Here is a 20,900-nt window from a genome sequence, read left to right on the forward strand (position 1 = left end):
ATAGGTAGAGTTTTACGCATGCCGAATCGTGAAATCGTCTTCATTGTCTATGCCAGTAACGTCGAGAAATCCGTTGAGTTCTATTCACAGCATCTTGGACTCGCGGTTGACTTCACCTCACCCCGTTACGTCACCTTCGCTCTAGGCGATGGAGTTTCACTCGCCGTGTGGAGCGGCGAAAGCCAAGCACTCTCCTCTGCCCCGACGCGCACCTCGGAAGTCTGCCTCAATGTGGACAAGGACGAAGTACTCAAGGTTTACGACAACTGGACGGCCACAGGCGTAGACGTCCTTGAAGAACCGCACGAGGATGTCTTCGGCACCACGTTTGTCGTTGCTGATCCCGACGGTAACCGTGTTCGCGTGGCTCCCATCGATTAGCCAGCGTGCTAGCGGCATGGCCGCATGATAAAAGGCATGACAAAGCCCCAGCAGCTTCTGCGTTGAGCTGCCGGGGCGTTGTTGGTGCCGTGGCTACTGCGCCACGGGCTGCGGAGGCTTTACAGCGTCCGCGGGTCCGTTCGAGTTACTGAGTGATGAACGGGTTTACGATCTCCTGAGTGATGTCCAAGGTGCCGTGCTCGATGTAGTACATGCCGAAGAAGAGGGCAGTCAGGATAACCAAGGCGATGAGCATCATGGGGATCCACTGAACGAAGACGGATACCCAACCGTCAGACTTGTCGCGTGCGGCAGCCTCGCGCTGTTCCTGAGCAAAATCACGCTGATTGGTCATGTTCAATCCTTTCACTTAGCTCCCTTATCCGAGGAGCTCATGCTGGAGTCATCTCCCCCACGGCTGAGGGACGCTCGCCCATTAACACAAAGTATGTTAGCAGGTTATGCAATACCGGCCGTAGTTATCCGCTGATTTTCCGTCGCTATCCGTCGGAAGTTTGACACCGTGTGTGAGCTAGACCCCAGGATCCTCGTTTTTCTCCAGTGCTTCGATGAATTCTTCGCGGTCTTGGAACATGCGATTGATGTCATCCTCAGCACCAACAATCCATTGCTGGGAAAGCTCATCGAAGGTCACAGCACTTTCTGGGTGCTGTTCTAGAGCCTGCTCCAAAGCCGCGGCCTGCTCATCGTTGAGCTCGTCGACGTCCTCGACTGGGCCCACCTGTGCGCTCAGCTCCTTCAGCGCCTCAATGCGGTACTGAGCGTACTGGCGTTCCGGGTGCTCGAAAAGTTCTTGTCCCATCATGATGTGGGGATTCACCTCCTGGTGAGAATGCGGTCCGAGCCCACTGTACCTGCGAATCGCTCCGTCTTAGGAGCGGCTTCCGCGCAGGAGCTCATCGGGAACGAAGTCCTTATAACCGGGCAGGTTATTCTCCGCCAGCACGCCTTCGCAGAACCGCAGGAGCGCCGGGGCATCTGCGGGGTCGAGGTGATCGAAGACCATTCGGCGAACGGACTCGACGTGTTCCGGTACGGATGCTTGAAGGCGCTCAAAGCCGAGTCGCGTGATAATGACCTCCACTCCCCTAGCATCGCCTTCGCACCTTTCTTTGGTCACAAGACCACGCTTTTCCATACGCGTGATTTGGTGCGAGGCGCGGGAGCGGTCCCACTCCAGCTCCGAGCACAACTCACGCAGGCGCAACCGGTGGTTCTGAGCCTCCGAAAGGGACACGAGCACGGAATACTCAGACATCGAGATATCTCCGCAGGCCAAGAGGGTCTCCTCCATGCCGCGGTTGATTTTGCGGATGCAGGCAAGGAGGTGACGCCACAGGTCTTGTTCGTCTTCGTTGAGCCATCGAGTTTCCGCAGTCATGACAACAACCCTACACCTTGGGGTTACAGCTTTTTAATTCTTCCATGCTCAACTCGGTACGCCCGCCAACCCAGGAGTAGCGCTGCGGCATACAGGTCAGCACGATGACCTGGGAACTCTTTCCTGCCTTAGTGAAAAGCGCTGCCATGAGCTGCAGGCGGGAAGAATCGGTAGACCCCAATGCATCATCAATAATGATGGGCACGGAATCCCCAGAGACGAGCTGTGCGATGGCAAACCGCGTCAGAATTCCCAATTGTTCTTTGGCACCACCGGATAGGCCCTCAAAAGCCACGGTGTCACCATTACGGCTGCGCGTTTCCACCTTAAGTTCTTCTGACAGGTGGAAATCCACGTCGCTGCCAAAGACGGTGCGCGCCAAACCATTGAGTGCCGTGACAAACGGCTCCGCATAGCGCTGGCGGGCGGCATCGCGGTGGCGCAGCATGAGCATGCGCAGATAACGGGCAGCCTCAGCCCGGCGTTCGGTGGCGGCGTGGCGTTCGCGGGCCATCTCCAGCTCAGCGGCAGCTCTCTCTAGTGCTTCAGCCGCACCGGAATGCATTTCAATGCGGCCAGTAAGCTCACGCTTCTCACCGTTGGCATAAGTCACAGCGGCTTTGAGTGACTCCACGTGTGTCCGCGCGCCCTGCGCCAAGCTTTCTGCGGTGGCAACATCCACGCCCGACATCTCTTCGAGGACGGCTTCTTCGTTGGCCTGTGCGGTACGGGCTTTCTCTATAGCAGCCTGGACGTCGTCGTCACTACGCTGCTCTCGGGCGGCGGCAAGGGCCTGGGCCTTGAGGCCACGCTGCGATTCAGCTTCCTCGGCGCGGACCTGAGCGACGTCGAGGGCCGCGCCAGCCTTATTCTCGCGGTAGGGAGCCAACGCACGGTCCAGCTCGTCGAGCTGAGTGCGCAGCTCTTCTTCTTCCTTCTCCACAACGGCGAGCTCTCGCAGCTCTTCATCGGAGTCAGCGACAGCCTCTGATTCCTCGATGGCACTAACCTCAAAGCGTGCGCGGAGCTCGCCCAAATCATCACCGCTCAAGGCAGCAGCCAGCTCGCGGGAAGCGCTGTCTACCGCTGTAGCGAGCTGCTCGTGCTTCTCGTGGGCAACGCGAGCATCCTCGACACTTTCGCAGCCGGCGTTGTCCAGAAGGCGGGCTAGCTCTGCTTGGGCTTTCTCAACACCATCGACTCCGGATTCGCCGGTAGCGGCGGCATAACGAGCAGTGACCTCACCGATGCGCACCATCGTTCCATCATGCAGCTCAACCGGGGTTTCTTCACCGGAAACAAGAGCCAGAGGCTCACCATCCACCGAGATATCACCCGAGCCGGTGACATAGAGCTTCGCGGCAGCGGCCGCACGCAGGCGCTTCTGAATGCTGACCTCACGTTCAGCGTCCTCCAGCGCATCAAGGTTCGCAATGGCGGGCGCTGCGGCTAGGTCACGGCGGCGAACCGCCAGGGTCTCCTCAAGAGTATTCAGCGTTTCTAAACGTGTCCCCAGTGCTTCGTGCTCCGCGCGCTGCTGCGCATGGCGAGCCCGCTGGCGCTCCTCACGCACTGCGTCATAGCGCTTTTGTACCTCAGCGCGCTCTTGGTCGAGTTTTACCCGTGCGGCTGCCTCATTTTCCGCGCGTTCAGTTGCCTGCGCCAGAACCGCCGCAGCGCGCTCAGCAGCCTTGACCGCGAGGGAGTGCTCCTCCACGAGCACCTGGCGGCGCTCGGCATCCTCCTGGGCACGGGTCACGGCCTCCGCAGCGCGGGTCACGGCAGCCTCTTGAGCACTCACCTTCTCCTGAGCCGCGCGCGCCGCAGCAAGTTCCGTATCAAGGCGAGCACAATCCTCCTCAGCAGCAGGCAGGGCGGTCTCAGCTTCACTCTGCTTGAGCTCCGCAGCCTCGTAGCGCTCCACCACGCCATCGAGCTCGCGCAGGGCGGCTTCAGCAGAGACATGGGCCTCCTCTGCTTCCTTTAAAGCCGCAATAGCAGCCTTATACTCCCCTGCCGGTTTATCCGTCTTGGCGGTGTAGTACTGCGTGTACTCAGTTTCGATGCGCGTGAGCAGCTCGGAATCCTCAGCCACAGCGCTCGACCCGGTTTCTTCTTCCAGTGCGGCAGTCAGAGACGGAATACCTACTGCAGCGATGCCCTCATTCTGGTCATCCTGGCGCACAAACAGTGCATCGAGCAGCGCGCGGTCAAGGTGTTCGCTCAAGATGCGGTCGAGCTCATCATCGGCCTCAGCTCCCGTCCATTGCCCGGGGCGCGGAGACAACACCTGCAATTCCGAGGCACGCTTCTTCAACCACCTCTTGTGGATGCGGAAACGGTACGGACCCACGGTCGCTTCCAGCGTGACCTCGGGCGCTACGTCACGGCCCACGGGTTTAAGCGCCTTAATCTTCTTCGAGCCCGCCGTGTGCTTTTCCGTCAGTACAAAATCGATGGCCTCCACCAGCGTGGACTTACCGGCCTCGTTCGGCCCGCCAATCACCACGACACCCGTCTCCGGCAAGTCTGAAACCACCAGGCGTTCCACAGCGCGGACGTTATTCAGTTCAACAGAGTGTAGCTGCATCATGGTTTAAGCTCCCTTCGCGCTGAGACGAAACAGCAGGTTGGCTGCATCACGGGCGGTGGGATTGTCCAGATCCTCAAGCAACTCTGTCAGCGCATCTGCTGCATAGCCACTCAGACTCAACTCGCCCAATTCCTCCTCCGACGGAGCCAGGTGCAGGTCCATCGTCCGCTCCCGCGGTTTCAGGGAGGCAAAGACCTCTTCCAAATCCGCCAGGCCCTGCTCCAGGCGCGCCTGCGCATTCAGGCCCAGCGTTCCGCGCAGGCTGTACTTCACCGCGGTGCGCGTCTTTCCCGGCAGCTCATCTAGCTCCGACAGGAAACGCTCGACCTCCTCCATCGAGTTGAGGTCAGCATCGATGGCGCGGAAGTGCCAGCGTCCAACGCTGTGCTTGGCGACGTCCACCCGCTCACCCTCAACCGTCACCACCAACGCATTACCGGAATCGCGCTCGCGATCATCGAAGGCCGTGGTTTCCGGGCTACCGGAGAACCACACCTTGCCGGTGCGGCCAAGAGAGGCCGTGGAGTGAGTATCCCCGAGCGCCAGGTAATCAATAATTCCTTCGTCGAGGCAGCGCTCCACGAATGCCAAGTCAATGGTGTCTGCATCGGTATCAGCAGATTCACCTGCGCGGGATTCCACTTGGCCGTGGCCCACCGCGATGCGGGCAATCCCGCCCGCTGCCTTATCGAATGGCTCCAAGGGCTCCAGTGCACGGCGCACGAGGTCGTAATTCGCGCGTTTCGACAGGTAGGGCGCGCCGACGATTTCTACCCCTGGGCGTACCTCGATGGGCTCGGAATCTTCAATAACGTAGACGTTATCCGCAAAGGAGTGAAAGAAAATGGAGTCCGCCACGAGCGGGTCGTGGTTGCCTGGCAACAGGTAGACGGGCACGGGCAAGTTCTTAAATACCTCTTTTGCGCGCAGCAACGTGGACTTGTTGAGGGAGTTATGTTCAAAAACGTCACCAGCCACCACGATGAATTCGGCACCCGTTTCGCTGGCTAGCTCACCGAGACGCGCTACCGCCTCCTCCCGGTCATCATCGAAGCGCGATTGCGCTGCGGGGGAAAGAAACCAGCGGGTCATCCCCAGCTGAAAGTCGGAGGTATGGATGAACGTGACAGCGGCCATGAATTCTTACTCCTCACGGGTCGCGGAGACGACAATTCTAATGCGTCAGATGGTAGTAAAGGTCATCGACATCGGAGACTGCGCGAAGCACATCTATGTTCGTATGGCTCACCGCACGCATGGCACGGCGCAGCAGGTCAGGGTCAGAATCATCCACTGCGGGTGCGTACTTAGGTTCGGGAAGCGGTGGCAGTTCGCGCCCTTCCCAGAACAGAGCATTGCGCTCTTCAGGGTCCATCTCCACGCCGCTATAGGAATCCTCGGAGGCCGCCTTGGCCTGCTCCATAACGGATTGCTCCAAACGAGCAAAGTCCAGTCCGCGCAGGGCGAAGATGACAGACGGATCGGCATCCATGCGGGCAGCAAGGCGGTCTGCCACGGCGACGATGTGTTTGCACACATATTCCGGATCAGGGCAGGTGCAGGAGAACCTCAGGTCGTCGGCAAACTCGGCGAAGAGGATGTCAAGGGCGTCGTCGGCAAGCAGGCCCTCCCTCGCCTTCGCCACGGAGTTGGGGGTGCGCGCGAACATCTCCGACAAACGGCCGATGTCCTCGTTGTTGCGGTACGGGACCTGGATGAGCACCGCGAAAGGCTCGTTCTGGGAGCCGGCAACCTTGCCGTGAACCGCACCATTGCGCACGTCAAGGCCCACGACGTGACCTTCCGTAGCGTATTGGCGGCCGCGGCTGATGCGCCCAGAGTCCGTATGCCCGTTGACAAAGTTCACCACCCGCGTGGCTGCCGGCTGCATAGTGCGCACGCGGTCTACGCGGTGGACCTCCTCAGGGGTGCTGACGCGCTTGCGGGTGCCAAAGTTAGCGTAAATGACGTTGTCATCGCTGGGGCGTGCCGGTGCCATCTAGTTCTCCTGTCCCTTGTAGCTCATGAGATCTGCCAGCTGCTCCGGAGTTAGTTCCGTGAGCCAGCCTTCGCCCTCGCCCACCACGGCGCCGGCGAGCTGGGTCTTGCCGTCGAGGATGTCTTGGATGGATTCCTCCAGCGTGCCGGCGGTAATCATCTTGTAGACCTGTACGTTGCGCTCCTGGCCAATGCGAAAGGCGCGGTCGGTGGCCTGGTTCTCCACGGCCGGGTTCCACCAGCGGTCCATGTGCACGACAATCGACGCCGCCGTGAGATTCAACCCCGTACCTCCCGCCTTGAGCGAGAGCAACATGACGGGAGCGCCATCGTCGGCTTGGAAATCCTGCACCATCTGATCACGTTTGTTCTTGCTTACCCCGCCGTGGAGGAAAGGAATGTCAGTGCCCAACTGGTCGGATAGATAAGGCTGGAGAATATCGCCGAAGGCCTTGTATTGGGTAAAGATGAGCACGCGCTCGCGGGATTCAATCGCCTGGTCCACAATGCGCATGAGCTCTTCCACTTTGCCGGAGCGATGCCTGCCCTTGATGGTGACCGCGCTGCCGTCACCAAGGAAGTGGGCCGGGTGGTTACAAATCTGTTTGATACGCGTGAGCGAGGCCAGCACGAGCCCGCGGCGCGACATGCCTTCCTTTTTGCCCAGGGCTTGTTCCACGTCAGCAACGAGTGCCTTATAGAGCGCTGCTTGCTCGTCGGTCATGCGCACGGTGATGATCTGCTCGGATTTGTCAGGCAGGTCATCGATGATGTTTGGGTCCGTCTTCAGCCGACGCAGGATAAACGGCGCGGTGAGAAGGCGCAGGCGCTCGGCCATTTCCTCGTTGCCTTCGCGTTCGATGGACTTGGAGAAGTGGTTGCGGAAGAAAGATGCTGAGCCGAGAATGCCGGGGTTGCAGTAGTCCAGGATGGAGCGCATCTCTGACAAGCGGTTTTCAATCGGCGTACCGGTCAGTGCCACGCGGTGGCGCGACGGGATAGCGCGCACCGCCTTGGACGAGCGTGTCGCCGCATTCTTGATGGCTTGTGCTTCATCGAGGACAACGCGGTCCCAGTCCACCTTGCTCAAGGTGAGGAAGTCACGGGCCACGGTGCCGTAGGAGGTGATGACGACGTCAGCGTTCTGTGCTGCCTCCACAAGTTTGTCGCCTTTGAGCCTGCCGGTGCCGTGCTGGACCACGACTTTGAAGCTCGGCACGAAGCGCGCGGCCTCACGGGCCCAGTTGCCCACGACGGAGGTGGGGGCGACAACCAGCGTGGGGTTCCACGCCGTGGCCTCCTTGTCTTCCGCGGCGTGGGCTTCCGTATCTCCCGCGGCGTGGGCTTTCGCCCACGCCGCCTTTTCGACGGCCAGCAGCGACAGTAGTTGGAGGGTTTTGCCCAACCCCATGTCGTCGGCAAGCACTGCTCCAATATTGTTCTGGGACATCCAGTAGAGCCAGTCCACGCCGCGGCGCTGGTAATCGCGCAGCTCTGCGTGGACGGTGTCTGGGATATCCACGCGGTCCGGGGCGGTGGTCTCCAGGCCTCCAAGCAACGAGGTGTGCCACTGCGAGCCGGTAAAGGCGATGGGATCCTCCGCCATGGATTTAAGCGCCATCTCGCGCAGATCCGCGATGGAGACAAGGTTTTCTTCTTCGCCTTCGTTGAATTCCTTGCGGCGACGCTCTACTTCAGCAACGAGCTCCTCCCAGCCGGGTTGCTCCAGCTGGCGGGCCATCTCTGCGGTTTTTGCGAGCTGTTCGAGTTCCTTGAGGGCTCGCCTGCGGGCGGTATCGGCAAGCTCACGCATGTACTGCTGAATCTTGTTAAGTGCCTGGGTATCCGCCATAACCCACTCGCCGCGCAACTTGATGAGGCCGGACTTGGACTTAACCAGCTCCTCCATTTCGGCGTCGGTCAGCTGCGTGTCACCGACGGAGAGCTTCCAGTCATAGTTGACGAGTTTTTCCATGCCGATATGGGCCTTCGTGGCGCCCTCGGCTGGATCGTGAGCCTCGACGGTCTCCAGCTTGGCTTTGGTCTCCATATGCGACCAGGACTTCGGAAGCATGACGGTGAAACCGGCCTTGCGCAGGGCTGCAGCATCGTGGGTGACAAACTCCACGAGCTGTTCGGTCGTCAGATACACGTCCCAGTCACCGGCGTAGGGCGAGGGCGCCCCCGAGTTGTATTTCAGACGCGGGGCCACGTCAAAGGCGTGGCGGCGGGCATCGCGCAGCTTCTCGACGCTCCCCCGATCCAACTGCTCCTGCTTCACTGGGCGCGGTGAATCGGTGCCGGAGCGCACAAGCACGCGGATGGGCCAGATGGTCTCCTCGGGGTCCTCATCATTGCTGGGCTCTTCAACGAGGAAAACCAGCTGCAGATCTACCGATGTGATGGAGTCTTTCCACTCGTTGAGCCCGCGAAGCAGCTGGGCGCGGCCCTTTTTCACCGGTGAGGTCTTCAGCAGCGAGAGGGCGAAATCATGCCAGGGCGCTGCACGCGGAGCATCGATCTGCGGGCGCAGCTGGGTATAGGCGATCCAGTGCGTGAGCTCATCAGCTAAATCATCTGAGAGCGCACGGTTATTAATCGTCAGGATGCCGGGTGCTGAGGCAAGCATCTCCGCCAGCCAGCTGCGCTCTCCTAATCCGGAGGCGAGCTGCCACATGGGGTACCACTCGCCGGCTTGGTAGGAGAGGCGAATAGTTACGCGTCCGGCGCGCACAAAGCGGTAGAGACCGCGGTAAGCCCGGATGAGCCACATGAGATCTGGGGCAATGGTCAAGCGCTGCTCTGCCGTCACCGCTTGACTGCCAGTATCGAGAAATTCCAATTTGGCCAGGGTCTCAACTGCCTCGTCCGGCGCGAACATGGCCATGGGCACCATAAGGGAGACGTCTTTTCCCTTCGGCGTGCGCAGCGATACCCGCGCTCGGTTGCGAAACGTCTTCTTCTCCAAGATGGTGTCGACGACATCGGGGAAGGTGCCCTCAGGAACGGCGGAGGGCATGACGATCTTGTGTCCTTCGACCTGTTCGATCCACAGACTCAGGCCAGAGACGGGCAGCCAGAGGCCATGCAGCAGGTAAGAAGCCATAACGGCCAGTTTAGCAGCACACCATCTGGGGGCACTTTGTACAGAAAGTTCCCAAATGCTGCCGAAATACCCAATCGTTATAGTCTCGTTACATTTCGGCGTTACACCAGTAAGACCGTACATTAAGCTGTGACCAAGGTAACCGAATACTGGTCACCTTGCCGATTTTCAGTTGGGCAGGGCCGTTTACCTCGTTAGCGTGAATGAGTCCTACTCTTAATCTCAATCTCAAGGAGAGATCAGTGCAAGACTCCACTTGGTACGTCGTTGCGATGATCATCTATCTGCTTGCCATGGCCGGCATCGGCTTCTGGAGCTACAAGCAGACGGATGAATACGACGACTATGTTCTAGCCGGCCGCGGGCTTCACCCGTTCGTAGCCGCACTGTCCGCCGGTGCGTCCGATATGTCCGGCTGGCTTCTCATGGGCCTGCCTGGCGCCCTGTTCCTCACCGGTATGTCCGAGCTCTGGATGGCCATCGGCCTTCTTGCCGGTGCTTGGGCAAACTGGAAGTGGGTTGCGCCGCGTCTGCGCTCCTACTCCGAAATTGCCGGCAACTCCATTACCGTGCCGTCCTTCTTCGAGAACCGTCTGCACGATAAATCACGCATGCTGCGCATCATCGCTGCGGCCATCATTATCTTCTTCTTCACCTTCTACGTGTCCTCCGGCATGGTCGCCGGTGGCCGCTACTTCGAGTCCAGCTTCGGCGGCGACTACATGGTCGGCATGCTCGTCGTGGCTGCCGTGACGGTGTTCTACACCTTCGTCGGTGGCTTCCTCGCGGTGTCCTATACCGATACCGTCCAGGGCCTGCTCATGTTCGCTTCCCTCATCATCGTGCCGATCATGGTGCTCTTCTCACTGGACAACCCGGGCGAGATCTTCAGCTTCGCTGCTGAGAACCCCTACGCCACCGGTGGCGTTATTGAGAACCCGAACTACTTCTCGTTGTTCTCCGGCGTTTCCGCTGCCGTCATCATTGGTAACTTGGCGTGGGGCCTGGGCTACTTTGGCCAGCCGCACATCATCGTGCGCTTCATGGCGCTGCGTAAGCCTTCCGATGCCCGCGCGGGTCGTTTCTACGGCGTCAGCTGGATGGGCATCTCCCTGATTGGTGCTATCTTCGTGGCACTGTCCGGTACCGTCTTCTTCACTGAGACCAACCACTCGATTACTGACCAGGAAAACTACGAGACCATCTTCCTGGACATGGCACAGGTTATGTTCCACCCGCTGTTCGCTGGTCTGGTCCTCACCGCTGTTCTGGCGGCCATCATGTCCACCATGTCCTCCCAGATGCTGGTTGTTTCCACCTCCCTGATTGAGGACCTCTACCTCATCTTCGCTAAGAAGAAGCCGAGCCAGGACGTCCTGATCAACCTGTCCCGCACCGCCGTCGTGGCCATTGCCGTCATCGCCGCTCTGCTGGCCATCAACCCGTCCGACTCGATTCTGGGTCTGGTTGGCTTCGCCTGGGCTGGCTTCGGTTCCGCCTTCGGCCCGATTGTCCTTCTGTCGCTGTACTGGAAGCGCTTGAACTCCACCGGCGCCATCGCCGGCATGCTCACCGGCGCCGTCGTGGCCATCGGCTGGGGCATGAGCCCGCTGGGCGATACCCTCTACGAGCTGGTTCCGGGCTTCATCTCCGCCCTGCTTGTGGCTATCGGTGTATCCCTAGCCACCAAGGCTCCGGATGAGAAGGTCACCCAGGAGTTTGAAGAGGCCACCCGCTTGGCCAAGCTCGTCGAAAAGGACAAGGACCTCGACTTCGAGGAGGCCGCGGAGAAGGTTCAGAAGTAATCTCTCACCGCATTGCCCACCTCTAATTAACCCCCTTGCTGAGCTAGTTCAATCAACGATGCTCCGGCGAGGGGGTTTGACTTTTGAACCAGAGACTTTAAGACAACGCTGCCTCAACAGCCTTGACAGATTCAGTGATGTGCGGGACGGTACCAGCCACATGAGAGCGGGCATCATTCGGGATGAAGGTCACGTGTGCACCACGCGAAGTCCACTGTTCAACCAGCTGCTCAGCGGTGGAGAAAGGAATCACATCATCGCCACGGCCGTGCGTAACAACCACCGGAATCGACGGCGCGTCGTAGCCAATGTGCTGGTCCGCTAGGATCCGGTCATAGGGAGCAGTAGCAATGAATTGGTCCACGTTCTTGCCCTCATTGCTAATCTTTTCGATGGTGTTTCCTGCAAAGCCAGTAAGCCCTAAGGTGCAGGTGTTGGTGGCGCGCTTGAGGATTGCAGCACCCTCCTCATTGAGATGAGAGTACAAGTCTTCCCCATAGGAGTTACTCAAGCCCAACAACGCATAGGATTCAAACAGGAAATACAGCGTGCCGTCGAGAGCCGGCGGCAGCAACGTCAGATCAGCGGGTGCAGCACCAATGGTTGCTAGTTTGACGTTAAGCTCAGGCGCGTAATCATCATAGAGTTCCGCTGCAGATGCCGCTGCCCCACCGCCCTGCGAATAGCCGTTAATGAACACGGGGTTGTCACCACTAATATCCCAGCCGCTCAGCTGCTGGGCTGCTCGCACACTATCCAAGACAGCGTGCCCTTGGGAGATTCGATCCATATAGGTGTGCATGCCTGGGGTGCCAAGACCTTCATAGTCTGTAACCACCACCGCATATCCCTTCTTCAAGTATTGCTCAAAGAAGAACTGCTCATAATCTCCCACACCTTCTGCAATTTTGCGCGATGGTGCACAGCGGTCTGCCACCCCCTGGGTACCAGGGGCGAATGCTACAACCGGGCGTGGTCCAGGCTTCGTCCATGCTGCTTTGGGCTCAATAACAATGCCGCTGACTGCCGTTTTCTCTCCCGTGCGGTTGGTAGAGGAATACAGGATGCGCTGAGCCTTGTACGGGCCAATGTTCGTAATTCCGAGGGTATTCGACGGATTACGAACAGGCTCGGAGCGGAAAAGCTGGCCGGGAGCAGATGACTCCACATCAACGACATCGTGGTAAAAGGCTGAGTATTCATCGCCGACCAAGTTGGTGGTATCAGGTGCAGGAACCGTGGAGTAGTTCTTTAGCTCCTCAGCGGCTTCCTTAATATCACCGGATTCCTCCGGGCTCTGCGTTGTGACGGGGTCTTTGAGAGCTTCCTCAACCAAAGCAGATTCCGGCAGTTCCGGCGCGACGTCCTGCGCAAAGGCAAGAGGGCTTGTTGCGACAACGAGACATGCCGCGGTGAAAATGGGGAGCGGAGTTTTCACTGCATTTCCTTTCTTCCAGCAGTGATAGCGCGATTAATAGATCTCGGCACTTTTTAATTGAGTGCCAAGCTAATTATTAATCTTTGATGGGTTGTGTCAAATTTTGTTGACACCCACTCGACTCTATTGTCGCCCCCTTTTCAGTCAGTTTTTAGGAACCTCTCCACATTGCGCACAGTCTAAAAGAGCATGAACGCGCGCACCGCCTACATCAGTCTGCTTTCCGTTGCGACCCTGGTCTACGGGGTCTACCACTTCTTCCCCGGCCCCAACCTAGGAGTGGCCACAGTGCCCGCGCGCGTATCGACACCGGGCTATGAACGTGCTGACTTTGGTGGTTGGCTGCCCGGCACACGCGAGGCCATCAAAGACACCCAAACCGTCAACGGCATCCTTTATGACCCTTACTCCAGCGGCCCTGCCCCGGACCGCGTTGAAGTGGACCACGTCTTTCCACTCTCCGCAGCATGGGACCTCGGTGCGTCGACGTGGACAAGAGAGCACAAGCTCGCGTTTGCTAACGACCCACTCAACCTCGTTGCCACCGCTCGAACTCTCAACCAAGCAAAGTCAGATTCACTGCCTGGTGACTGGCTTCCACCGACAGACCGGTGTGACTATTCGCGAAGGCTCGCTGCCGTGGCGCGGAAGTATGAACTACCACTTCCCGTCCGCGACTACGAGGCCATGCGTCATCAGTGTCGATTCGATTTCATTACGGAGCGCCGTTAGACTTTCGCAGGGAAACCCATGACCAGAAAGGTAAATACTTCTCCTCATGACTAGCTTGCTCATCTTCCTCCACGCCTTCGCCGCTATTTTGTTGGTCGGTACCGTGTGTGTCTCCACTTCTGCCTTCCCGGGCCAACTTGAGAAGGCCGCTGCTGGCGATGCGTCCGCTGCTGGTGCTGCGGGCGTCCTCAACAAGATCACCACCACCTATGGCTACATCTCTACCATCGTTCCGGTTATCGGTCTGGCAGTCTTCCTTACTGACCTTGACGCCTATAAGTCCCAGGTCCAGTTCCACATTGCAATCCTGCTCGCAGTCATCGCATGGGTCATCCTGCTCGCCATGGTTATTCCGAAGCAGAACAAGGCTTTGGCTGCCATCACGTCCCCCGGCACCGCCGATGTTGCCAAGCTGAAGAAGCAGCTGGCGATGTTCTCCGGTATCTTCAACCTGCTGTGGGTTGTCTGCGCCATCCTCATGTACGTCTAACACACTTGCGCAGCGGAGGGACAGCGCTTCGCTAACGTAAAACCTCCCGAACACTAGAAAGTCTGCTCATAAATCCCCCATCTGGGCGAAGACTTTTCAGAGTTCGGGAGGTTTTCTGCGTTGGCACTAGTACGTCACCAGTGCCGACAGTTGCTTAGTCGCGCCAGCCTCCACGGCCGCCACGTCCACCGCGGTCACGGTCACGATATCCGCCACGGCCCCCACGGCCACCGCGGCCACCGCGGTCATCGTCGAAGTTGCGGCGTGGCGGGCGGCCGGTATCCTTTTGAATCTTGATGAGCTGGCCGGAGATGCGGGTGTCCTTGAGACGGTCCAGTACTGCCGGGTCCAGATTCTTCGGCAGATCCACCAGGGTGTGGCCTACCGCGATGGTGATGCGGCCAAAGTCCTTGGAGGTCAGTCCGCCTTCGTTGGCCAGTGCACCAACGATGGCACCTGGGCGCACGTTCTGACGCTTGCCCACGTCCAGACGGTAGGTCTCAAAGTCACCGTCTGGGCGGCGCGGGCCACGGTCACGGTCGCGGCCACCGCGGTCACGGCCACGGCCGTCGCGATCACGGCCGCGGCCATCACGCTCAAAGCGCTCACGCTCACGGCGGTCCTTCTTGGTGACGGGACGTTCCTTCAGCAGGAAGTCCGTACCGCCCTGCAGCAGCACTGCAATGGATGCAGCGATGTCATCCATGGCCACGTTTTCTGCAGCGGAGTACTCGCGCACCATGTCGCGGAAGAACTCGAACTGCTTGTCCTCCTGCGAGGCGCCGATGGAGTTGAAGAACTTCTCCTTGCGCTTCGCGTTGACTTCGTCGGCAGTCGGCAGGTCCATCTCTTCCAAGCGAGCGTTGGTCACGCGCTCAATGGAGCGCAGCATACGGCGCTCACGTGGAGTGACGAACAGGATGGCCTCACCAGTGCGGCCAGCACGGCCGGTGCGGCCGATGCGGTGCACGTAAGACTCAGTGTCATTCGGAATATCGTAGTTGACCACGTGGGTAATGCGGTCCACGTCGAGACCACGCGCAGCCACGTCGGTTGCCACGAGGATGTCGAGGCGGCCGTCCTTGAGCTGGTCCACGGTGCGCTCACGCTGCTGCTGGGCAATGTCGCCATTGATGGCGGCAGCGTTGTAGCCAGCCTCCTTGAGGTTGTCCGCAACCTCTTCAGTCTCATGCTTGGTGCGGCAGAAAACGATGATGGCGTCGTAGTCAATGACCTCAAGGATGCGGGTAAAGGCATCCATCTTGTGGCGGTGTGGGGTCAGTAGGAAGCGCTGTGTGATGTTGTCATTCGTGCGGCGCTCCGACTTGACCGTAACCTCTGCCGGGTTGTTGAGGTACTGCTTGGACAGGCGGCGAATGGAGTTCGGCATGGTGGCCGAGAACAGCGCGACCTGCTTATCCTCCGGAGTGTCCTCAAGAATGCGCTCAACGTCTTCTTGGAAACCCATGTTGAGCATCTCGTCCGCCTCATCGAGGACGAGGAAACGCAGCTGGGAGATGTCCAGCGAGCCCTTCTCCAGGTGGTCGATGACACGGCCCGGGGTACCCACGATGACCTGGGCGCCTCGGCGCAATCCAGACAGCTGGATGCCATAGGCCTGGCCACCATAGATGGGCAGGACCTCGATGCGTCCCAGGTGGTCGGCGAAGGACTGGAAGGAGTCCGCGACCTGGAGGGCCAGCTCGCGCGTGGGCGCGAGAACGAGTGCCTGCGGATGGCGGGCATCAGTATCGATCTGGGAGAGAACCGGCAGCGCAAAGGCTGCGGTTTTACCCGTACCGGTCTGGGCGAGGCCGACGACGTCGCGCCCCTCCATCAGGATCGGGATGGTCTCTGCTTGGATCGGGGATGGCTGGGTAAAGCCCACCTTGGCTACGGCTTCCTGAACGTCATCAGGCAAACCGAGGTGTGCAAAACCCTGGGAGTTGTCAGTGGCTGAAGTTTCTTCAGCGCCGGTGTCCTCAGGGTTATTCGCAGCCCCGGTGTCCTGGCTAGAAGCCTGCGAAGCGTCCTGCGCTTCGCCACCTTGCGAGTTTTCCTGAGATTCCGACATATTGAATTCTTCCGGCTCGTTCACGCCGCCGGTGGCGTTATCGGTAATGCTCATTGCTCAGACCAGAGTACGGCACCTACTCTTATTTAGCCATTTCGTCAGCCGAGTACCTGGCATGCACTTACTCTGTGTCCGGATCATGCGGGGCATAACGCGTGGCACGATCTCCATGTTTGCCGTTCATCACTACCCGCCCAGACTTCATGAGCTTGTCCAAGGCGTAACGAACTTGGCCGCGTGTGAGGCGAGTGTTAGCCACAATGTCAACGAGGGGCAGTGCTCCCTGCCGCCTCAAAGCAGAAAGAACAAGAGCCGCGTTTCCACCGAGTTGGGCAACAAGACTGTCCTCCACCACGCTGCTGGTGGGTTCCACAGCACTCGGTGGAGAAACAAGTGGCGGCTCTACCGGCGCTTGGTGTAACAAAGCGTTGTCGAGCTCGTTGTCCTTTGTCGGGCGCCACATAATGACGGTGAAGCGCACGCCAGTATCGATAAGCGTCGGCGGGCGCAGCCCAACACGTCTCAGCGAATCAAACACCACACGCATGCCTCCGCCCTGGCCTTCGATGACCCGCTCACCGTCGTCAAGGCGCAGCTTGGTCGCCAAAGTGTACAGCCGCGGATTTACCGCCACCGGCGACAAAATTGTGCCCGATAATTCCTCCACGGAGATGCCGCGTAACCCACCAGGACTGGTCACGATAAGTGCCTGACGGGTAAGCCGAATAGTGATGAATTTTCCGGCACCCAGGCTTTCTGGCCCGAGGTCTCTATGGACCACGGCATTGGCTATGACCTCGCGTACCGCCGCCATGGGAAGCTCCGGCACTTCGCGCACATGGCCATCAGTGCCGTACACCAAGTCAACATCGATGTTACGTTCCACCCACGCCACCGCGGCATCCACAAGCTCAGGCACGGAGCCATAGAATTCTTCAAGATTGCGAGTACGCGGCCCTTCGTCCCCAGCTGGATATTGGATTGCGGCTGAAATATGAAGGTCCGGAAAGAACCCCTGTGGAAAGCGCCCCAATGCGTAGAGCCCAGCCACGCTTAACTGTCCCTGAGCATCCACCACGCGGAAAAGCTCAAGCAGCTCCGTATCGCTGACCTCTGTGAGGCGAGGCGTAGCTTTACGCAATTCCGCTATGGTTGATTTCACTTTTGATTCTTCGCAGACGTCCAGTCCAGAGCCTGGTACAGGTACTGAATCGTAGGCCATGGCCTCACGCGCATGAAGCTTGTCAACCTCCACCATGCGGAGGTCATTTGAGCTCATCACGTAGTCACCATCAGCCATGCGCAAATAGGGGCGGCCGCGATACAACGCTGGCCGCTGGTGTGGAAGTAACCCTTCCACGTGTCCCAGTACAACAGCGCGGCCCGCCACATACAGGGTCTGCGTTTCGATATACGGAGCCGGCTCTACGAGAGTGCGCGCCTGGTCTGCCAAGGCGCTCTCGATGGTGGCAGGGCTGTCAACTCCCTGCACCACAAAGTCCGGTTCTGAGACGCCAATGATGACCGTGCCTCCGCGAGGCATATTGGCAAAGGCACACAGTGTTGCCCCTAAAGATTGAGGCATTCCTCTGCGTCCCGATTTCACCTCCACAGTCGTGGTATCCGACTGCCTGAGGCGGCAGTGCTCGAGGTACTCCTCGAGCTGTTCAACCGTCCAGTGCATGTCCACAGCCTACAGCAGAGTGACACTTTTTACACTCTAGACTGCAAACTTTCACATTCTAGAGTTTTAGGGCTCACGAGGCCTTATCAGCCCACCTCGCGACCACCCACGAAGGTCTTCCAGGTCATCGGCATGCCCGGGCGGTAGGCCAGGTGGATAGCGCTCGGAGCATCGAGCACGTGCAGGTCCGCGGCAGCACCAACCACCAGCGACCCCTTGGCCGGGCGGCCTTGCGCGTCCTTGCCCTCGCCAACATTCTGGCGGCGCAGCGCGGTGGCACCGCCCACGGTGCCGGCGGCAATAGCCTCATCGAGGGTGAGGTGCTGTTGGAGCACGGCCGTGGTCACGCAGAAGTTCATTGAGGACGTGTAGGACGTGCCGGGGTTGAGGTTGGAGGCGATGGCGACGGTGGCGCCGGCGTCGAGAAGCTTGCGGCCCGGGGCCAGCGGCTCCCTCGTGGACAAGTCGCAGGCCGGCAACAGCGTGGCCACGGTGTCAGAGGAAGCCAGCGCCTCCACGTCGGCGTCACTGAGGTAATTGACGTGGTCCACGGAGGCCGCGCCCAACTCCACCGCGAGTGCTACGCCCGGGCCCTCACCAAGCTGGTTGCCGTGCACGCGCACACCAAGTCCGCGGGCCTTGCCTGCCTCCAGTACGCGGCGCGACTGCTCCTCGTTGAAGGCGCCGCGCTCGCAGAAGACGTCGATCCATTGCACGTGCTCGGCCACGCCGTCGAGCATGGGACCGACCACCTCGTCGAGATAGGTTTCGGCCTCTGCTCCTGGCGGCACGAGGTGTGCGCCGAGGAAGGTGACGTCATCAACGTGGCGGGCGGCCACGCGAGCAGCCTCGACCTCAGATTCGGTATTGAGACCGTATCCGGTCTTCGTCTCCAGGGTCGTCGTACCGCCGCGATGGGCAGCGGCAATGCGCTCAACCAGAAGCTTTTCCAGGCGCTCCTCCCCCGCCGAACGGGTCGCATCCATGGTCACGGCGATGCCGCCAGCCTGGTAGGACTCGCCCGCCATGCGGGCCTCGAACTCGGCGGAGCGGTCGCCGTCGAAGATCATGTGGGTATGGGAATCCACCCAGCCCGGCAGAACTGCGCGCCCGCCAAGGTCAACCTTCTCGTCCGCGGCCGGCGCCTCGGACGCCGATCCGATCCAGGCGATGGTGCCGTCGGTGTTGGCGATGAGGGCGGCGTCGGCAAGCGTGCCTGCCTCCGACACCGTGCGCAGCTCTGAGATTCCAGTAAACAGGGTGGACATGATCTTCTTTTCCTCTCGTGTCTAGTCGCGGGCCTTGAATTCCATCGGGATACGCACGCCGCGCTCGTCGGCAACTTCCTTGGCGCGAGTGTAACCGGAATCCACGTGGCGGATAACGCCCATGCCCGGGTCGTTGGTGAGCACCGCGCGCAGCTTGGCGGCGGCCAGCTCGGTGCCATCGGCGACGGTGACCTGACCAGCGTGGATGGAGCGTCCCATGCCCACACCGCCGCCGTGGTGGATGGAGACCCAGGTGGCACCGGAAGAGACAGCGGTCATGGCGTTGAGCAGCGGCCAGTCGGCCACGGCATCGGTACCGTCGAGCATGGCCTCGGTCTCGCGGTATGGAGAGGCCACGGAGCCGGAGTCCAGGTGGTCGCGGCCGATGACAATCGGGGCCTTGATCTTGCCTTCCTTGACCAAGTCGTTAAAGAGCAGACCAGCCTTGTGACGCTCGTTGTAGCCCAGCCAGCAAATACGTGCCGGCAGGCCCTCGAACTCCACGTACTCTTCCGCGGCATCGAGCCAGTTGTGCAGGTGCTCGTTGTCTGGGAAGAGCTCCTTGAGCGCTTGGTCGGTGACCTTGATGTCCTCCGGGTCGCCGGACAGCGCTGCCCAGCGGAACGGGCCCAAGCCCTCGCAGAAGAGCGGGCGGATGTAGGCCGGAACGAAGCCCGGGAACTCGAAGGCGCGCTGGTAGCCGGCCTTGCGGGCTTCATCGCGGATGGAGTTGCCGTAGTCGAAGACCTCCGCACCTTCGTCCTGGAATTCCACCATGGCCTGAACCTGAGCAGCCATGGACTCGCGAGCCTTCTTGGTGAAGGTCGTCGGATCTGCCTTGGCCTCGTTGTGCCAATCTTCCACAGTGATTTCGGTGGGCAGGTAGCTCAACGGGTCGTGTGCGGAGGTCTGGTCGGTAACGATATCCACGGTGAAATCGCCTGCGCGCTGGCGGCGCAGCACCTCCGGGAAGACCTCAGCAGCGTTGCCTACGAGGCCAACAGACAGCGGCTTCTTGTTCTCCTTGGCGTCGAGCACCAGCTTGAGGGCCTCATCCAGGTCGGTAACGACCTCATCGAGGTAGCGCTTGGACTGGCGGCGCTTCAGGCGGGTCTCATCCACATCGACGATGAGGCAGGCGCCGCCATTGAGGGTGACGGACAGCGGCTGTGCGCCACCCATACCGCCACAGCCACCAGTGAGGGTGAACGTGCCGGCAAGCGTTCCGTTGAAGCGCTTCTTGGCCACGGCCGCGAAGGTCTCAAAAGTGCCTTGCAGGATGCCCTGGGTAGCGATGTAAATCCAGGAACCGGCCGTCATCTGGCCGTACATCATGAGGCCCTCATCCTCGAGCTTGCGGAAGTGCTCCCAATTGGCCCAGTCACCGACTAGGTTGGAATTGGCAATGAGCACGCGCGGTGCCCACTCGTTGGTCTTCCAGATACCCACCGGCTTGCCGGACTGCACCAGCAGGGTCTCATCAGACTCAAGGTCCTTGAGCGACTCCACGATGGCATCGAAGGCTTCCCAGCTGCGGGCAGCTCGGCCGGTGCCACCGTAGACCACGAGGTCCTCGGGGCGCTCAGCAACCTCGGGGTCGAGGTTATTCATGAGCATGCGCAGCGGGGCTTCGGTCTGCCAAGACTTGGCGGTGAGTTCGGTTCCGCGCGGGGCGCGTACTTCGCGGGGTTCAGACATGACTTCCTTTCGCTCGTGCTTCTCGACGCCCTCCCAAGCCCCAGGCCGGTATCCCGGGGCTGTCCCTAGAGGCTTGGTCGGCGTCACACAGGACAAGTTACTGTGACCCACAACCTTGATCTAGGGCACTTTTCAGCTACCTGTCTCAGATACCAAACTGTCGCGCGACCGGTGCCTGGGCGGTGCGCACAGAAAAAGCCCCATGGAACGTGCGGGACAGCACGACCATGG

At 60.0% G+C, this 20,900-nt stretch carries 16 protein-coding genes; 4 read left to right on the top strand and 12 right to left on the bottom strand.

Features of this window, described 5'->3' with window-relative positions:
* Positions 1 to 18: 18 nt before the first annotated feature.
* Complete coding sequence (locus HMPREF2875_RS07565; protein ID WP_070671757.1) at positions 19 to 381, top strand: VOC family protein; 363 nt, start codon at positions 19 to 21, stop codon at positions 379 to 381.
* Positions 382 to 526: 145 nt separating this feature from the next.
* On the opposite strand, the gene HMPREF2875_RS07570 is transcribed toward HMPREF2875_RS07565, so the two are convergent.
* The 7 genes from HMPREF2875_RS07570 to HMPREF2875_RS07600 all read right to left on the bottom strand — a co-directional run bounded on the left by HMPREF2875_RS07570 (position 527) and on the right by HMPREF2875_RS07600 (position 9,480).
* Complete coding sequence (locus HMPREF2875_RS07570; RefSeq protein ID WP_070671760.1) at positions 527 to 736, bottom strand: hypothetical protein; 210 nt, start codon at positions 734 to 736, stop codon at positions 527 to 529.
* A 177-nt stretch (positions 737 to 913) separates the two neighbouring features.
* A complete protein-coding gene (locus HMPREF2875_RS07575) occupies positions 914 to 1,207 on the bottom strand; it encodes a molecular chaperone GrpE (RefSeq protein WP_070671762.1) in 294 nt (97 codons plus the stop codon).
* Between the two features lie 66 nt (positions 1,208 to 1,273).
* Complete coding sequence (locus tag HMPREF2875_RS07580; protein ID WP_070671765.1) at positions 1,274 to 1,783, bottom strand: MarR family winged helix-turn-helix transcriptional regulator; 510 nt, start codon at positions 1,781 to 1,783, stop codon at positions 1,274 to 1,276.
* Between the two features lie 10 nt (positions 1,784 to 1,793).
* Positions 1,794 to 4,376 (bottom strand): AAA family ATPase, encoded by a 2,583-nt coding sequence (locus HMPREF2875_RS07585; RefSeq protein WP_070671766.1) that lies wholly within the window; start codon positions 4,374 to 4,376, stop codon positions 1,794 to 1,796.
* A gap of 3 nt (positions 4,377 to 4,379) precedes the next feature.
* Positions 4,380 to 5,513 (bottom strand): metallophosphoesterase family protein, encoded by a 1,134-nt coding sequence (locus HMPREF2875_RS07590; RefSeq protein ID WP_070671768.1) that lies wholly within the window; start codon positions 5,511 to 5,513, stop codon positions 4,380 to 4,382.
* A gap of 37 nt (positions 5,514 to 5,550) precedes the next feature.
* On the bottom strand, positions 5,551 to 6,375 hold the full coding sequence (locus tag HMPREF2875_RS07595) for an SWIM zinc finger family protein (RefSeq protein WP_070671770.1): 825 nt from the start codon (positions 6,373 to 6,375) through the stop codon (positions 5,551 to 5,553).
* On the bottom strand, positions 6,376 to 9,480 hold the full coding sequence (locus tag HMPREF2875_RS07600; RefSeq protein WP_070671772.1) for a DEAD/DEAH box helicase: 3,105 nt from the start codon (positions 9,478 to 9,480) through the stop codon (positions 6,376 to 6,378).
* Positions 9,481 to 9,722: 242 nt separating this feature from the next.
* Between HMPREF2875_RS07600 and putP the strand changes: the two genes are divergently transcribed.
* Complete coding sequence (gene putP, locus HMPREF2875_RS07605; protein WP_070671774.1) at positions 9,723 to 11,285, top strand: sodium/proline symporter PutP; 1,563 nt, start codon at positions 9,723 to 9,725, stop codon at positions 11,283 to 11,285.
* A gap of 97 nt (positions 11,286 to 11,382) precedes the next feature.
* Here the strand turns inward: putP and HMPREF2875_RS07610 are convergent, their stop codons facing one another.
* Positions 11,383 to 12,723 (bottom strand): lipase family protein, encoded by a 1,341-nt coding sequence (locus tag HMPREF2875_RS07610; RefSeq protein ID WP_070671776.1) that lies wholly within the window; start codon positions 12,721 to 12,723, stop codon positions 11,383 to 11,385.
* A 189-nt stretch (positions 12,724 to 12,912) separates the two neighbouring features.
* Here HMPREF2875_RS07610 and HMPREF2875_RS07615 point away from each other — a divergent pair, with 189 nt between their 5' ends.
* Complete coding sequence (locus HMPREF2875_RS07615) at positions 12,913 to 13,455, top strand: HNH endonuclease family protein (protein ID WP_070671778.1); 543 nt, start codon at positions 12,913 to 12,915, stop codon at positions 13,453 to 13,455.
* A gap of 46 nt (positions 13,456 to 13,501) precedes the next feature.
* Positions 13,502 to 13,945, top strand: coding sequence for a DUF2269 domain-containing protein (locus HMPREF2875_RS07620; protein WP_070671780.1), 444 nt, complete (start codon positions 13,502 to 13,504; stop codon positions 13,943 to 13,945).
* 154 nt (positions 13,946 to 14,099) lie between these two features.
* Here the strand turns inward: HMPREF2875_RS07620 and HMPREF2875_RS07625 are convergent, their stop codons facing one another.
* The 4 genes from HMPREF2875_RS07625 to HMPREF2875_RS07640 all read right to left on the bottom strand — a co-directional run bounded on the left by HMPREF2875_RS07625 (position 14,100) and on the right by HMPREF2875_RS07640 (position 20,669).
* Positions 14,100 to 16,073, bottom strand: a complete 1,974-nt coding sequence (locus tag HMPREF2875_RS07625) for a DEAD/DEAH box helicase (protein WP_070671782.1) — start codon at positions 16,071 to 16,073, stop codon at positions 14,100 to 14,102.
* Between the two features lie 67 nt (positions 16,074 to 16,140).
* Entirely contained in the window at positions 16,141 to 17,703 is a 1,563-nt protein-coding gene (locus tag HMPREF2875_RS07630; protein ID WP_070671785.1) for an ATP-binding protein, read from the bottom strand.
* Positions 17,704 to 17,789: 86 nt separating this feature from the next.
* A complete protein-coding gene (hutI, locus tag HMPREF2875_RS07635) occupies positions 17,790 to 18,971 on the bottom strand; it encodes an imidazolonepropionase (protein WP_070671787.1) in 1,182 nt (393 codons plus the stop codon).
* Between the two features lie 21 nt (positions 18,972 to 18,992).
* On the bottom strand, positions 18,993 to 20,669 hold the full coding sequence (locus HMPREF2875_RS07640; RefSeq protein WP_070671789.1) for a urocanate hydratase: 1,677 nt from the start codon (positions 20,667 to 20,669) through the stop codon (positions 18,993 to 18,995).
* Positions 20,670 to 20,900 lie beyond the last annotated feature (231 nt).

The organism is Corynebacterium sp. HMSC078H07 (assembly GCF_001812805.1).
GTDB lineage: Bacteria > Actinomycetota > Actinomycetes > Mycobacteriales > Mycobacteriaceae > Corynebacterium.

Excerpts from the sequence above, each read along its gene's own strand:
- HMPREF2875_RS07565 (WP_070671757.1), top strand. The coding sequence starts at position 19 with ATGCCGAATCGTGAAATCGTCTTCATTGTCTATGCCAGTAACGTCGAG.
- HMPREF2875_RS07570 (WP_070671760.1), bottom strand. The coding sequence starts at position 736 with ATGACCAATCAGCGTGATTTTGCTCAGGAACAGCGCGAGGCTGCCGCA.
- HMPREF2875_RS07575 (WP_070671762.1), bottom strand. The coding sequence starts at position 1,207 with ATGATGGGACAAGAACTTTTCGAGCACCCGGAACGCCAGTACGCTCAG.
- HMPREF2875_RS07580 (WP_070671765.1), bottom strand. The coding sequence starts at position 1,783 with ATGACTGCGGAAACTCGATGGCTCAACGAAGACGAACAAGACCTGTGG.
- HMPREF2875_RS07585 (WP_070671766.1), bottom strand. The coding sequence starts at position 4,376 with ATGATGCAGCTACACTCTGTTGAACTGAATAACGTCCGCGCTGTGGAA.
- HMPREF2875_RS07590 (WP_070671768.1), bottom strand. The coding sequence starts at position 5,513 with ATGGCCGCTGTCACGTTCATCCATACCTCCGACTTTCAGCTGGGGATG.
- HMPREF2875_RS07595 (WP_070671770.1), bottom strand. The coding sequence starts at position 6,375 with ATGGCACCGGCACGCCCCAGCGATGACAACGTCATTTACGCTAACTTT.
- HMPREF2875_RS07600 (WP_070671772.1), bottom strand. The coding sequence starts at position 9,480 with ATGGCTTCTTACCTGCTGCATGGCCTCTGGCTGCCCGTCTCTGGCCTG.
- HMPREF2875_RS07615 (WP_070671778.1), top strand. The coding sequence starts at position 12,913 with ATGAACGCGCGCACCGCCTACATCAGTCTGCTTTCCGTTGCGACCCTG.
- HMPREF2875_RS07620 (WP_070671780.1), top strand. The coding sequence starts at position 13,502 with ATGACTAGCTTGCTCATCTTCCTCCACGCCTTCGCCGCTATTTTGTTG.
- HMPREF2875_RS07625 (WP_070671782.1), bottom strand. The coding sequence starts at position 16,073 with ATGAGCATTACCGATAACGCCACCGGCGGCGTGAACGAGCCGGAAGAA.
- HMPREF2875_RS07630 (WP_070671785.1), bottom strand. The coding sequence starts at position 17,703 with ATGCACTGGACGGTTGAACAGCTCGAGGAGTACCTCGAGCACTGCCGC.
- hutI (WP_070671787.1), bottom strand. The coding sequence starts at position 18,971 with ATGTCCACCCTGTTTACTGGAATCTCAGAGCTGCGCACGGTGTCGGAG.
- HMPREF2875_RS07640 (WP_070671789.1), bottom strand. The coding sequence starts at position 20,669 with ATGTCTGAACCCCGCGAAGTACGCGCCCCGCGCGGAACCGAACTCACC.